This window comes from Streptomyces sp. NPDC054847 (genome assembly GCF_053610925.1).
Window position 1 is genome coordinate 1 of record NZ_JBSGZJ010000190.1, and the last position, 12,664, is coordinate 12,664.

General features: G+C 70.6%; 12 protein-coding genes. 8 read left to right on the forward strand and 4 right to left on the reverse strand.

The annotated features are described in order from the left end of the window. Nucleotides 1-46 precede the first annotated feature (46 nt). Nucleotides 47-1,552: an oligopeptide:H+ symporter gene (locus tag ACWGH4_RS19655; protein WP_441267038.1), complete on the reverse strand. Its 1,506-nt coding sequence runs from the start codon at nt 1,550-1,552 to the stop codon at nt 47-49. A 466-nt stretch (nt 1,553-2,018) separates the two neighbouring features. Between ACWGH4_RS19655 and ACWGH4_RS19660 the strand changes: the two genes are divergently transcribed. Both ACWGH4_RS19660 and ACWGH4_RS19665 read left to right on the forward strand, forming a co-directional pair. Further along, nucleotides 2,019-2,696 carry a response regulator gene (locus ACWGH4_RS19660; RefSeq protein WP_441267039.1) on the forward strand — a complete coding sequence of 226 codons (678 nt, stop codon included), beginning with the start codon at nt 2,019-2,021 and terminating at the stop codon, nt 2,694-2,696. Nucleotides 2,697-2,709: 13 nt separating this feature from the next. Beyond that, nucleotides 2,710-3,978: an ATP-binding protein gene (locus ACWGH4_RS19665; protein WP_441267040.1), complete on the forward strand. Its 1,269-nt coding sequence runs from the start codon at nt 2,710-2,712 to the stop codon at nt 3,976-3,978. Nucleotides 3,979-4,001: 23 nt separating this feature from the next. On the opposite strand, the gene ACWGH4_RS19670 is transcribed toward ACWGH4_RS19665, so the two are convergent. Continuing rightward, a complete protein-coding gene (locus ACWGH4_RS19670; RefSeq protein ID WP_453462362.1) occupies nt 4,002-4,523 on the reverse strand; it encodes a GtrA family protein in 522 nt (173 codons plus the stop codon). A gap of 111 nt (nt 4,524-4,634) precedes the next feature. Between ACWGH4_RS19670 and ACWGH4_RS19675 the strand changes: the two genes are divergently transcribed. From ACWGH4_RS19675 to ACWGH4_RS19690, 4 genes are all read left to right on the forward strand, one after another. Continuing rightward, nucleotides 4,635-5,828 (forward strand): 5-(carboxyamino)imidazole ribonucleotide synthase, encoded by a 1,194-nt coding sequence (locus ACWGH4_RS19675; RefSeq protein WP_453462365.1) that lies wholly within the window; start codon nt 4,635-4,637, stop codon nt 5,826-5,828. Beyond that, a complete protein-coding gene (purE, locus tag ACWGH4_RS19680) occupies nt 5,825-6,346 on the forward strand; it encodes a 5-(carboxyamino)imidazole ribonucleotide mutase (RefSeq protein WP_441267043.1) in 522 nt (173 codons plus the stop codon). Before ACWGH4_RS19675 ends, purE begins: the two co-directional genes overlap by 4 nt. Before the next feature lie 21 nt (nt 6,347-6,367). Beyond that, complete coding sequence (locus tag ACWGH4_RS19685; RefSeq protein ID WP_453462369.1) at nt 6,368-7,567, forward strand: dipeptidase; 1,200 nt, start codon at nt 6,368-6,370, stop codon at nt 7,565-7,567. A 120-nt stretch (nt 7,568-7,687) separates the two neighbouring features. Next, a complete protein-coding gene (locus ACWGH4_RS19690; protein WP_453462372.1) occupies nt 7,688-8,815 on the forward strand; it encodes a membrane dipeptidase in 1,128 nt (375 codons plus the stop codon). 11 nt (nt 8,816-8,826) lie between these two features. Here ACWGH4_RS19690 and ACWGH4_RS19695 read toward each other — a convergent pair whose 3' ends face one another. Next, nucleotides 8,827-9,189, reverse strand: coding sequence for a VOC family protein (locus tag ACWGH4_RS19695; RefSeq protein ID WP_441267046.1), 363 nt, complete (start codon nt 9,187-9,189; stop codon nt 8,827-8,829). Nucleotides 9,190-9,273: 84 nt separating this feature from the next. Here ACWGH4_RS19695 and ACWGH4_RS19700 point away from each other — a divergent pair, with 84 nt between their 5' ends. Continuing rightward, nucleotides 9,274-9,783, forward strand: a complete 510-nt coding sequence (locus ACWGH4_RS19700) for a CGNR zinc finger domain-containing protein (protein ID WP_453462376.1) — start codon at nt 9,274-9,276, stop codon at nt 9,781-9,783. A gap of 142 nt (nt 9,784-9,925) precedes the next feature. On the opposite strand, the gene ACWGH4_RS19705 is transcribed toward ACWGH4_RS19700, so the two are convergent. Next, a complete protein-coding gene (locus ACWGH4_RS19705; protein WP_453462379.1) occupies nt 9,926-11,269 on the reverse strand; it encodes a UDP-glucose dehydrogenase family protein in 1,344 nt (447 codons plus the stop codon). A gap of 189 nt (nt 11,270-11,458) precedes the next feature. Here ACWGH4_RS19705 and ACWGH4_RS19710 point away from each other — a divergent pair, with 189 nt between their 5' ends. Continuing rightward, on the forward strand, nt 11,459-12,616 hold the full coding sequence (locus ACWGH4_RS19710) for an acyl-CoA dehydrogenase (RefSeq protein WP_005316796.1): 1,158 nt from the start codon (nt 11,459-11,461) through the stop codon (nt 12,614-12,616). Nucleotides 12,617-12,664 lie beyond the last annotated feature (48 nt).

Sequence of the window (12,664 nt, forward strand, 5' to 3'; positions counted from 1 at the left end):
CCGGCCCTCCGCCGTCGCGCCGGGACCGGTCCGCCGGCCGGTGGTGCTACTTCACGTCGCCCATGAGCGCGCGGATCTTACGGCCCGCCATCATGAACGTCAGTCCCGCGGCGACCGCGATGACCGCCCAGAGCGAGTAGTACATGGCGTCGCCCAGCGGCTTGTTGAGCTTCGTGGTCCAGCCGTTCAGCGCGTTGCCCGTCGCCGTCGCCAGGAACCACAGACCCATGATCTGGCCGACGAACTGCTTCGGCGCCAGCTTGGTCGACAGCGACAGGCCGACCGGGGACAGGCACATCTCACCGATGGTCTGGACGAGGTAGACGCTCAGCAGCCAGAAGACGGTGACCTTGCCGGTGTCGCTGTTGGCGGCCGCGGCGCCCGCCAGGCCCATGATCGCGAAGGAGCCGCCGATGAGGAGCATCGCGAGCGCGAACTTCATCGGGGTGCTGGGCTCACGGTTGCGCTGGGCGAGCTTGACCCACAGCGTGGCGAAGATCGGCGCCAGCACGATGACCATGGCCGGGTTGACCGACTGGTACCACGACGCCGGGAACTCCCAGCCGCCGATCATGCGGTCGGTCTTGCCGTCCGCGAACAGCGTCAGCAGCGAGCCGGACTGGTCGTAGATCATCCAGAACAGGACGGCCGTGGCGAAGAACCACACGAACGCCTTGATCTTCGGCCTGTCCTGAGCGGTCAGCGCCGGGTTACGGAACATCGAGATGAAGTAGATGACCGGAACGGCGATGCCGAGCACCGCGAGCACGTTCACGATGTGCTCGACGTCGTACGTGCCGAGCACGATGTCGGCCAGCAGGGCGGCCACGGCGAGGCCGGTCCACAGCAGGACCTTGCGCAGGACCGCGCGCTTCTCCTCCGGGGTCGCCGGGGTGCCCGGCTCCTTGCCGACGTCGCCGAGGTGGCGGCCGCCCAGCACGTACTGCACGACGGCCAGGGTCATGCCGATACCGGCGACGGCGAAGCCGAGGTGCCAGTCGACGTTCTCACCGAGGTAGCCGACGACCAGCGGGGCGGCCATGCCGCCGATGTTGATCGCCATGTAGAAGAGCGTGAAACCTGCGTCGCGGCGGGCGCTGGACTGGCCCTCGTACAGGCCGCCCACCATGGCCGAGATGTTCGGCTTCAGCAGGCCCGTACCGGCGGCGATGAGCGCGAGGCCGGCGAAGAACGCGGTGTCCGAAGGGAGCGCCAGCGTGAAGTGGCCGAGGGCGATGACGATGCCGCCGACGAGAACGGCCTTGCGGGCGCCCCACAGACGGTCGGCGACCCAGCCGCCGGGCATGGCAGCCATGTAGACGACGGCGTTGTACACGCCGTAGATGGCGGCTGCCAGAGCCTCGCGGTCCTCGAGCCGGCCGTCGAGGACTTCCGCGACCAGGTAGAGGACGAGGATGCCGCGCATCCCGTACCAGGAGAAGCGCTCCCACATCTCCGTCATGAAGAGAGTGGCCATACCGCGGGGGTGGCCGAAGAAGGTCTTCTCGCCGCCAGGAGTGCTGGCCGAGTCCTTCGTCAGGCTGGACGCCATGGTCGATCCTTGCTCGCTCGGGACGCGGCGCTTCGTGAGCGGTACGCGCCCGGTGGGGGGAGGCCGGCACCGGTACGGTCCGTGCCCGCGCCCGCGAAGACAGGGGCCGGAAACGGTCCGTACCGGGATCCACGCCCCGGGCGCGTGAGGGCGCCGGGGCCCGGCCAACAGGTCATTCACTGCTTCGGGTCGGTACTCGAAACGACCGGAACGGTATCGGGCCGACCTTCGGACAGAAAAGAGACCTTTGGTGCTCATGGCAGCCAAAGGTCCCCGAGTTGTACTACGGGCGTCTCGCCACCATACGCCACGACAGTGCGGCATATGGAAGGACTTGAGACATGGATCACAGGTGAACGTGGAACCGTCTGCCCTGAATCGAAGGTCGTAACCAGGATCGCACCCCATAGCCGCAGGCATTGTGGATCAAGTCCCGTGGCCCGTGGCCGCGGACTACCATCACCCCATGACCCGTGTACTGCTCGCCGAGGACGACGCATCCATCTCGGAACCACTGGCCCGCGCGCTGCGCCGTGAGGGGTACGAGGTGGAGGTACGCGAGGACGGCCCGACCGCTCTCGACGCGGGACTCGCCGGCGGTGTGGACCTCGTGGTGCTCGATCTCGGCCTGCCCGGCATGGACGGCCTGGAGGTCGCCCGCCGGCTGCGTGCGGAGGGCCACACGATCCCGATCCTGGTGCTCACCGCCCGCGCCGACGAGGTGGACACCGTCGTCGGCCTCGACGCGGGCGCCGACGACTACGTCACCAAGCCGTTCCGTCTCGCCGAACTGCTCGCCCGGGTCCGGGCCCTGCTGCGGCGCGGATCCGCCGAGCCCACGCCCGCCCCCGCCACCCACGGCGTCCGGATCGATGTCGAGTCGCACCGCGCCTGGATGGGCGACGAGGAACTCCAGCTGACGGCCAAGGAGTTCGACCTGCTGCGGGTGCTGGTCAGGGACGCCGGCCGGGTCGTCACCCGGGACCAGCTGATGCGCGAGGTCTGGGACACCACCTGGTGGTCGTCCACCAAGACCCTGGACATGCACATCTCATGGCTGCGCAAGAAGCTCGGCGACGACGCGGCGAACCCCCGCTACATCGCCACCGTGCGCGGCGTCGGCTTCCGCTTCGAGAAGTCCTGATACTGAAAGCACCATGCGCCGCCGTCTGATCACCTCCACGCTCGCCGTGGTGCTCGTCGTCATCGCCGTCTTCGGCGTCTCCTTGGTGCTCGTCGAGACGCGCACCATCACCAGCAGCGCCCAGGAGAGCGTCGACTCCGACGCGCTGCGCCTCGTCAGCATCGTGGAGAGCCGCCTGGTGGGCGGCGAGCCCGTCAATCCGGACATCCTCGCCGAGCAGGGCGACATCACCCGCTACGCGCTGATCGACATCCCCGGCCGGGGCCCCATCGAGATCGGCGAGCCGCCCTCCGGGAGCGTCATCCGCGGCACCGCGGAGGGGGAACGGAGCACCACGGTCACCGTCGAGGAGTCCCGCTCCTCCGTGACCCGCGAGGTCGGACGGTCGCTGATGATCATCGCCGCGGTGGCGCTGCTCGCCGTCGTCGCCGCCGTGCTGCTCGCCGTACGGCAGGCCAACCGCCTCGGTTCGCCGCTCACCGACCTCGCGGAGACCGCGGAGCGTCTCGGCTCCGGCGACCCCCGCCCCCGCCACCGCCGCTACGGAGTGCCGGAGCTCGACCGGGTCGCCGATGTGCTCGACGCCAGCGCGGAGCGGATCGCCCGGATGCTCACCGCGGAACGGCGGCTCGCCGCGGACGCCTCCCACCAGCTCCGTACACCGCTGACCGCGCTGTCGATGCGGCTGGAGGAGATCACGGTCACCGACGACCTGGAGACGGTGAAGGACGAGGCCAGCATCGCCCTGACGCAGGTGGAGCGGCTCACCGACGTGGTCCAGCGGCTGCTGACGAACTCCCGCGATCCGCGCACCGGCTCCGCCGTGGTCTTCGACCTGGACGAGGTGGTCAAGCAGCAGCTCGAGGAGTGGCGCCCGGTCTACCGCAGCGCCGGCCGGGCCATCGTCTGCTCGGGCCGGCAGGGCATGCGGGCCGTCGGCACGCCCGGCGCCGTGGCGCAGGTGCTCGCCGCCCTGATCGAGAACTCGCTGATGCACGGCGGGGGCACCGTCGCGGTGCGCACCAGGGCGACCGGCAACCAGGCGGTGGTCGAGGTGACGGACGAGGGGCCCGGTGTGCCGGCGGACCTCGGCGCGCGGATCTTCGAGCGGACCATCAGCGGCCGCAATTCGACCGGCATCGGCCTGGCCGTCGCCCGGGACCTGGCGGAGGCCGACGGCGGCCGGCTGGAGCTGCTCCAGCAGCACCCGCCGGTCTTCGCGATCTTCCTGAGCAGGGTGGCGAAGAAGCGCAAGAACGACGAGAAGCCGACGATCCGATAACCCGCGGCCCCTTGCCCCGGGGCTCAGCGGCCGACGCGGTGCCGCACCGGCTCGGGCGCGCGCCGACGCTGCTCGAGGAACGATTCGGCGCTCGGCACGGCGTCATGGGCGGGCAGCGCACGGAAGACCCAGCTGCGGTACGACCAGAACCGGAACAGCGTCGCGACACCGATCCCGAGGAACTTGAACACGTTGCTCTGCAGCGGGGTGTCCCAGCCGAACCCGTACGTGGCCGTGTACAGAATGCCGTTCTCGATCACCAGGCCCACCGCGCTGAACAGCAGGAACAGCGTCAGCTCCCTGGTCCGCCGGCTCTTGTCGCGGTCGCGGTAGGTGAAGTAGCGGAACCCCACGTAGTTGAACGCGATGGCGACGACGGTCGCCAGGACGGACGCCCGGACCACCGGAACCTCGGTGACGTACCGAACGAGATTGAAGACCGCGAGATTGACGAGCAGCCCGGCCCCGCCCACCGCGCCGAATTTGGCGACCTCCCGGATGAGCTGGTGCAGCTGCCCCCGCAGCCTTCCGCCTCGTTCACTCATAGTGAGAGTCCAGCCTCATCAGATCGGCATGTGTGGTCACCGTCATGCTAACCAGCGGCTCACTGTGATGCCTGTGGGCCGTGAGGATGATGTGTCGCCTGCTGCGGAGCATTGTCGGAACATACGGAAGACGGGGCCCGCCGACTGGGCGGATACCCTAGGAGAGTGACGTTCCCGGTAGTCGGCATGGTCGGCGGCGGTCAGCTCGCCCGCATGACCCATGAGGCGGGTATCCCCCTCGGCCTGAAGTTCAAGCTCCTCAGTGACACCCCTCAGGACTCAGCGGCCCAGGTGGTGAGCGATGTCGTCGTCGGCGACTATCGCGACCTGGACACGCTGCGTGAGTTCGCGCGCGGCTGTGACGTGATCACCTTCGACCACGAGCATGTCCCGATCGAGCACCTGCGGGCCCTCGAGGCGGACGGCGTCGCCGTCCGGCCGGGGCCGGACGCGCTGGTGCACGCCCAGGACAAGGGGGTGATGCGCGCGCGGCTCACGGAGATCGGCGTGCCCTGCCCCCGCCACCGCATCGTGGCCGACCCGGCCGATGTGACGGCGTTCGCCGAGGAGGCCGGGGGCTTCCCGGTGATCCTCAAGACCGTGCGCGGCGGGTACGACGGCAAGGGCGTCTGGCTGGTCCGCACGGAGCAGGACGCCGAGGCCCCGTTCAAGGCGGGCGTGCCGGTCCTCGCGGAGGAGAAGGTCGACTTCCGCCGCGAGCTCGCCGCGAACATCGTCCGCTCCCCGCACGGTCAGGCCGTCGCCTATCCGGTCGTCGAGTCGCAGCAGGTCGACGGGGTCTGCGACACCGTGATCGCGCCCGCGCCGGACCTCGACGCGGAGCTGGCCGGTCAGGCGCAGGAACTCGCACTGCGGATCGCGAAGGAACTCGGCGTCGTCGGCCACCTCGCCGTCGAGCTGTTCGAGACCGCCGACGGCCGCATCCTCGTCAACGAGCTCGCCATGCGCCCGCACAACTCCGGCCACTGGACCCAGGACGGCGCGGTCACCTCGCAGTTCGCCAACCACGTCCGTGCCGTGCTGGACCTGCCGCTGGGCGATCCCCGTCCCCGTGCCCCGTGGACGGTCATGTGCAACGTCCTGGGCGGTGACTACCCGGACATGTACGCGGCCTATCTGCACTGCATGGCCCGGGACCCCCAGCTCAAGATCCATATGTATGGCAAGGACGTGAAGCCCGGCCGCAAGGTGGGGCACGTCAACACGTACGGCGACGACCTGGCCGACGCCCTGGAGCGCGCCCGCCACGCCGCCGGCTACTTGAGAGGCACGATCACCGAATGAGCCCGGTCGTTGGCATTGTCATGGGGTCCGACTCGGACTGGCCCGTCATGGAGGGGGCGGCGCAGGCGCTCGACGAGTTCGAGATCGGCTACGAGGTCGACGTCGTCTCCGCGCACCGCATGCCGCGCGAGATGATCGCCTACGGCGAGGAGGCGGCCGGCCGCGGACTCAAGGCGATCATCGCCGGCGCCGGGGGAGCGGCCCACCTGCCGGGCATGCTGGCCTCGGTGACCCCGCTGCCGGTCATCGGCGTCCCCGTCCCCCTGAAGTACCTCGACGGCATGGACTCGCTGCTGTCCATCGTGCAGATGCCGGCCGGCGTGCCCGTCGCCACCGTCTCGGTCGGCGGCGCGCGGAACGCCGGACTGCTCGCCGCCCGCATCCTCGCCACGCAGGACGCCGAACTCCAGGCCCGCATGGTGGAGTTCCTCCAGGAGCTCAACGACCAGGCCACCGACAAGGGCAAGCGGCTGCGCGCCAAGGTCGCGGGTGCGGAGTCCTTCGGCTTCGGAAAGTAGGACGCGGGGAAGCAACAGGCAATGGACACCCCCACGGAACTCCTCCAGCGGGCCCGCGAACTGCTCGCCGCCCACCCCGTCGTCGACGGTCACAACGACCTGCCCTGGGCCCTGCGGGAACACGTCCGCTACGACCTCGACCGCCTGGACATCGCGGCCGACCAGCAGGGCCGGCTCCACACCGACATCCCCCGGCTGCGCGCCGGCGGGGTCGGCGCGCAGTTCTGGTCCGTCTACGTGCGCAGCGACATGGCGGGCGACACGGCCGTGAGCGCGACCCTGGAGCAGATCGACGTCGTCGACCAGCTCCTCGAGCGCTACCCCGCGGACCTCGCCCGCGCACTGAGCGCCGAGGACATGGAGATCGCCCGCGACGAGGGCAGGATCGCCTCGCTCATGGGCGCCGAGGGCGGCCACTCCATCAACAACTCGCTCGCGACCCTGCGCGCCCTCTACGCGCTGGGCGTGCGCTACATGACGCTCACGCACAACGACAACATCGCCTGGGCCGACTCGGCGACCGACGAGCCCGGCGTCGGCGGCCTGTCGGCCTTCGGCCATGAGGTCGTGCGCGAGATGAACCGCCTCGGCATGCTCGTGGACCTCTCGCACGTCGCCGAGACGACGATGCGCCACGCGCTCGCCACCTCCGTGGCGCCGGTGATCTTCTCCCACTCGTCGGCCCGCGCGGTGTGCGACCACCCCCGCAACATCCCCGACGAGGTGCTGGCCCTGCTGGCGGCCAACGGGGGCGTGGCGATGGCGACGTTCGTACCGAAGTTCATCCTCCCCGCGGCCGTCGAGTGGACCCGGGCGGCCGACGAGAACATGCGGGCGCACGGGCTGCACCACCTGGACACCACGCCCCAGGCGATGAAGATCCACGAGGCGTTCGAGGCGGCGAACCCGCGACCGGTGGCGACCGCCGCCACGGTCGCCGACCACCTCGACCACATGCGGGAGGTCGCCGGCATCGACCACGTCGGCATCGGCGGCGACTTCGACGGCACGGCCTTCACCCCGGCCGGCCTGGACGACGTCGCCGGCTACCCGAACCTGGTCGCGGAGCTGCTGCGCCGCGGCTGGTCGGACGCCGATCTGGCGAAGCTCACCTGGCAGAACGCCGTCCGCGTGCTGCGGGCGGCCGAGGACGTTGCCGCCGACCTGCAGGCGACCCGCGGCCCGTCGATCGCGACGATCGCCGAGCTCGACGCGCTCTGAGCGGTTCGGGGTGCGCGGCCGCGGGCCGCGTACCCCGAACGCACCACTCGCCGCGACCCCTTACGGCTCCCGTGCCACGGTTGGCGTAACGGCATACGGCCGGCGAACCCGGAGCAGCACATGGCAGATCTGCACGACGCCTCGTCCCTCACCGCCGTCGAGTCCGTCGGTCTGGAGGACCTCGACGAGCTGAACGATCTCGACGGCCTCGACGTTCTCGGGGAACCGGGAGCAGCGGCGTCCGCGCCGCCGGACCCCGGTCCGACCTCCGGACCCCCCGCCGATCCGCTCGCGCGCGCCACTCGACTCCTGCGCACCCACCCCGTGATCGACGGGTACAGCGGTCTGGCCCCGGTGCTCCGGAGCATGCACTGGTACGACCTCGAAGCGGGCGAGAGCCTGCTGGAGACCGATGTGCCCCGGCTGCGGCGCGGGGGTGTGGGCGCCCAGTTCTGGTCCCTCCAGGCACCGGCCGGCAGCGCCGGAAGCCCCTCGCTCGGCGCCACGATGGAGCTGATCGACCTGGTACGGGCCACGGTGGCCGAATGCCCGGAGGGCCTGCGCCTCGCGCTCAGCGCCGACGAGCTCGTCGACTCCTGGAACTGCGGCCGGATCGCCGCCCTTCTCGGCCCGATGGCCGGTGAGGCCCTCGGCGACTCGCTCGCCGTGCTGCGCGCCGTGTACGCGCTCGGCGTCCGCAGCGTCACCCTCGCCGGCGCCCGCTGGACGCAGGGTGGTCTGACGCCTTTCGGCCACGAGATGGTCCGTGAGATGAACCGGCTCGGAGTCCTCATCGACCTCTCCGGCTGCACGGCCGACACCATGCGGCGCACATTCCTGATCACCAGGGCGCCTGTCGTCCTCTCGCACCACGCGGAGCCCCTCCCGGACGACGTGCTGCACGCGCTGCGCGGCAACCACGGGGTGTGCATGGTGCCGTGCACCGCCGGGACGCTGCCGGCGACCGCGGACCTGCTCGACCACGTCCGGGAGACCGCCGGGCCAGAGGCCGTCGCGATCAGCGGCGCGTACGACACAGGACTGCCGCACGCGGCCGGCCTGCACGACGTCTCCTGCCTGCCGCGACTGATCGCGGAACTGCTCGAGCGGGGCTGGGCCGAATCGGAAGTCATGGGTCTGACCTGGTCGAACGTGGCCCGGGTACTGCGTGGTGCCGAGTTCGCCGCCCGGGCGGCCCAGCCGCGCCGGGCCCCCTCACGGGCGGCGATCGGCGCGCTGGACCTCTGATCCGCGCCGGTTCAGCAGGCGCAGAGACAGAACGGATGCCCCGCCGGGTCGGCGTACACCCGGAACGACCGCTTGCGGTCCTCCGCGTCGAGCGTGGTGGCGCCGAGCGCGAGCACCCGCTCCTCGGCGGCGTCCATGTCCTCGACCATCACGTCGATGTGGAACTGCTGCGAGTCCTTGGCGGACGGCCACTTCGGCGGTACGTGACCGGGGGCGCCCTGGAAGGCGAGCTGCGCGCCGTCGGCCCCCTTGAGGTCCACCCACCCGTCGCCGTCGTCCTCGACCGTCCCGCCGACGAGCTCGGCGTAGAAGCGGGCGAGGGCGACGGGATCGGGACAGTCCAGTACGACGGCTCCGACCTTGCCGATGCTCATGCTTCCTCCTCGGTGGTTACCTCTAAATGCGTTCAACCGGTAACGGTTACCGCATGCTCCCGCATAACAGGTAACGTCGCAAGCATGAATGACAGGGCGCCCGCACCCGGTGGCCTCGCACTGATCGAAGCGCTGGTGAACACGCTGGACATCGAGACCGGCGCGGACCGCCTCGACACGCCGGACGGCCGAGCCCGGTTCGGCCTCGCGCCGGACGACCTGCCCGCCGCACGCGAGCTCCGCGAGGCGCTGCGCGCGGCCTGCCTTGCCCATGCCGGCCACGGCACTCCCGGCCCGAGCGCCCTCGACGCCCTCCTCGCCGGCGCCCCTCTGCGCGTGGCGATCTCCCCCACGGGGGAGGCGGCCCTGTGCCCCACGGGCCCGCCGGCCCTTCTCACCCGCGTCGCCGAGGCCATCGCCGCCGCGGCGGCCGACGACACATGGCTCCGCCTCAAGGCATGCGAGGCGGAGGACTGCCAGTGGGTGTACTACGACCGCAGCCCGGCGTGCCGCAGCCGCTGGTGCTCGATGTCCGTCTGCGGCGCTCGCGCCAAGATGCGCAGTTACCGCGCCCGCCGGGCCGACTCCGCCTGAAGCGGCGTCGCGACACCCGGCAGCGCTGCTCGAGGTACGCGCCCTCGGCCCGCCGCCCGCGCACACGGTCAGGGGGCACACGGTCAGGGGTTCGGTCCGGCTCGGTCGCGTTCCCGTCAGGGAGTTCCGGCGGACGTGCGGGTCACGCCCGCGGGCGGCCCATCGCCCGGTACGTCCAGCCCGCCTCGCGCCACGCCACCGGGTCCAGGGCGTTGCGGCCGTCGAGGATGAGCGGCGAGGTCACGACCTCCGCCAGCTCCGCCGGGTCCAGCTCGCGGAACTCGCGCCACTCCGTGAGGTGCAGCACCACGTCCGCGCCGCGTACGGCCTCCCGCGCCGTGTCCGCGTAACCCAGCGTCGGGAACAGGCGGCGGGCGTTGTCCATGCCCTTGGGGTCGTAGACGGTGACCTGGCCGCCCTGGAGGTGGATCTGGCCGGCGACGTTGAGCGCCGGCGAGTCACGGACGTCGTCCGAGTCCGGCTTGAACGTCGCGCCGAGCACGGCGACCCGCTTGCCGAGGAACGACGCGCCACCGACCGCCTCACGGGCCAGTTCGACCATGTGGCCACGGCGGCGCATGTTGATCGAGTCGACCTCGCGCAGGAACGTCAGCGCCTGGTCGGCGCCCAGCTCACCGGCGCGTGCCATGAAGGCGCGGATGTCCTTCGGCAGGCAGCCGCCGCCGAAACCGACACCGGCCCGCAGGAACTTCTTGCCGATCCGCTCGTCGTAGCCGATCGCCTCCGCCAGCTTCACCACGTCGCCGCCGGCCGCTTCGCACACCTCGGCCATCGCGTTGATGAAGGAGATCTTCGTCGCGAGGAACGAGTTCGCCGCGGTCTTCACCAGCTCCGCCGTCGGGAAGTCGGTCACCACGAACGGCGAGCCTTCGCCGACCGGCGTCGCGTACACCTCCCGCAGCAGCTTCTCCGCGCGCTCGCTCTCCACGCCGACCACGATCCGGTCCGGGTGCAGGGTGTCGTCGACGGCGAAGCCCTCCCGCAGGAACTCCGGGTTCCACGCGAGCTCCACGTCCGGACCCGCCGGCGCCTTCTCCGCGAGCAGCCGGCCGAGCCGCTCCGCGGAGCCGACCGGGACGGTCGACTTGCCGACGACGAGCGCCGGGCGCTTCAGGTGCGGCGCCAGCGATGCGAAGGCGGAGTCGACGTAGCTCATGTCGCACGCGTACTCGCCGTGCTTCTGCGGGGTGTTCACACACACGAAGTGGACGTCGCCGAATTCACCGGCCTCCTCGTAGGAGGTCGTGAACCGCAGCCGGCCGCTTGAGCCCTCGATCCCGGCGACGTGCCGCCGCAGCAGCTCCTCGAGACCGGGCTCGTACATCGGCACCCGGCCCGCGGAGAGCAGTTCGATCTTCTCGGGGACCACGTCCAGTCCGAGGACCTCGAAGCCCAGTTCCGCCATGGCCGCGGCGTGGGTGGCGCCGAGGTATCCGGTGCCGATCACGGTGATCTTGAGGGCCATGGGGTGCTCCAGTACTGACGCGGGCAAGGGCGGTGCGGGGCCGAGCATATCCGGGGGCGTGCGGCACGCCCCAAAGCGCTCTTCGCGCGCTGTGGCCGAGCTGTCACCAAGCTCACGTATGCCTGCCGGGGGAGCGGCGTCTAAAATTGGAATACTTAACGGTAGTTAACACCTTGGGGAGTGAGAGTCTTGGCAGGATCGGCCGACTTCGATCTGTATCGCCCGTCGGAGGAGCACGACATGCTCCGTGAGACGGTCCGCTCCCTCGCCGAGGCGAAGATCGCGCCGTTCGCCGCCGCGGTGGACGAGGAGGCCCGCTTCCCGCAGGAGGCCCTCGACGCGCTCGTCGCCTCCGACCTTCAGGCCGTGCACGTCCCGGAGAGCTACGGCGGTGCCGGCGCCGACGCGCTCGCCACGGTCATCGTGATCGAGGAGGTGGCCCGTGTCTGCGCCTCGTCCTCACTCATCCCGGCCGTGAACAAGCTCGGTTCCCTCCCGGTGATCCTCTCCGGCTCCGAGGAGCTGAAGAAGAAGTACCTGGGCCCGCTCGCCAAGGGCGACGCGATGTTCTCGTACTGCCTCTCCGAGCCCGACGCCGGCTCCGACGCGGCGGGTATGAAGACGAAGGCGGTCCGCGACGGCGACTTCTACGTCCTCAACGGCGTGAAGCGCTGGATCACCAACGCCGGCGTCTCCGAGTACTACACGGTGATGGCGGTCACCGACCCCGAGAAGCGCTCCAAGGGCATCTCGGCCTTCGTCGTCGAGAAGGGCGACGAGGGCGTCTCCTTCGGCGCCCCGGAGAAGAAGCTCGGCATCAAGGGCTCGCCGACCCGTGAGGTCTACCTCGACAACGTCCGCATCCCCGCCGACCGCATGATCGGCGCGGAGGGCACGGGCTTCGCCACGGCGATGAAGACCCTGGACCACACCCGCATCACCATCGCGGCCCAGGCGCTCGGCATCGCTCAGGGCGCCCTCGACTACGCCAAGGGCTACGTCAAGGAGCGCAAGCAGTTCGGCAAGCCGATCGCCGAGTTCCAGGGCGTGCAGTTCATGCTCGCGGACATGGCCATGAAGATCGAGGCCGCCCGCCAGCTGACGTACGCCGCCGCCGCGAAGTCCGAGCGCGGTGACGCCGACCTCACCTTCCAGGGTGCGGCGGCCAAGTGCTTCGCCTCCGACGTGGCCATGGAGGTCACCACGGACGCCGTCCAGCTCCTCGGCGGCTACGGCTACACCCGTGACTACCCGGTCGAGCGCATGATGCGCGACGCCAAGATCACGCAGATCTACGAGGGCACCAACCAGGTCCAGCGGATCGTGATGGCCCGCAACCTGCCGTAACGCGGCGCTGCGCACCACGGCGAACGCCCCTGCCGGAACCGGCAGGGG

Excerpts from the sequence above, each read along its gene's own strand:
- ACWGH4_RS19655 (WP_441267038.1), bottom strand. The coding sequence starts at position 1,552 with ATGGCGTCCAGCCTGACGAAGGACTCGGCCAGCACTCCTGGCGGCGAG.
- ACWGH4_RS19660 (WP_441267039.1), top strand. The coding sequence starts at position 2,019 with ATGACCCGTGTACTGCTCGCCGAGGACGACGCATCCATCTCGGAACCA.
- ACWGH4_RS19665 (WP_441267040.1), top strand. The coding sequence starts at position 2,710 with ATGCGCCGCCGTCTGATCACCTCCACGCTCGCCGTGGTGCTCGTCGTC.
- ACWGH4_RS19670 (WP_453462362.1), bottom strand. The coding sequence starts at position 4,523 with ATGAGTGAACGAGGCGGAAGGCTGCGGGGGCAGCTGCACCAGCTCATC.
- purE (WP_441267043.1), top strand. The coding sequence starts at position 5,825 with ATGAGCCCGGTCGTTGGCATTGTCATGGGGTCCGACTCGGACTGGCCC.
- ACWGH4_RS19685 (WP_453462369.1), top strand. The coding sequence starts at position 6,368 with ATGGACACCCCCACGGAACTCCTCCAGCGGGCCCGCGAACTGCTCGCC.
- ACWGH4_RS19690 (WP_453462372.1), top strand. The coding sequence starts at position 7,688 with ATGGCAGATCTGCACGACGCCTCGTCCCTCACCGCCGTCGAGTCCGTC.
- ACWGH4_RS19695 (WP_441267046.1), bottom strand. The coding sequence starts at position 9,189 with ATGAGCATCGGCAAGGTCGGAGCCGTCGTACTGGACTGTCCCGATCCC.
- ACWGH4_RS19700 (WP_453462376.1), top strand. The coding sequence starts at position 9,274 with ATGAATGACAGGGCGCCCGCACCCGGTGGCCTCGCACTGATCGAAGCG.
- ACWGH4_RS19705 (WP_453462379.1), bottom strand. The coding sequence starts at position 11,269 with ATGGCCCTCAAGATCACCGTGATCGGCACCGGATACCTCGGCGCCACC.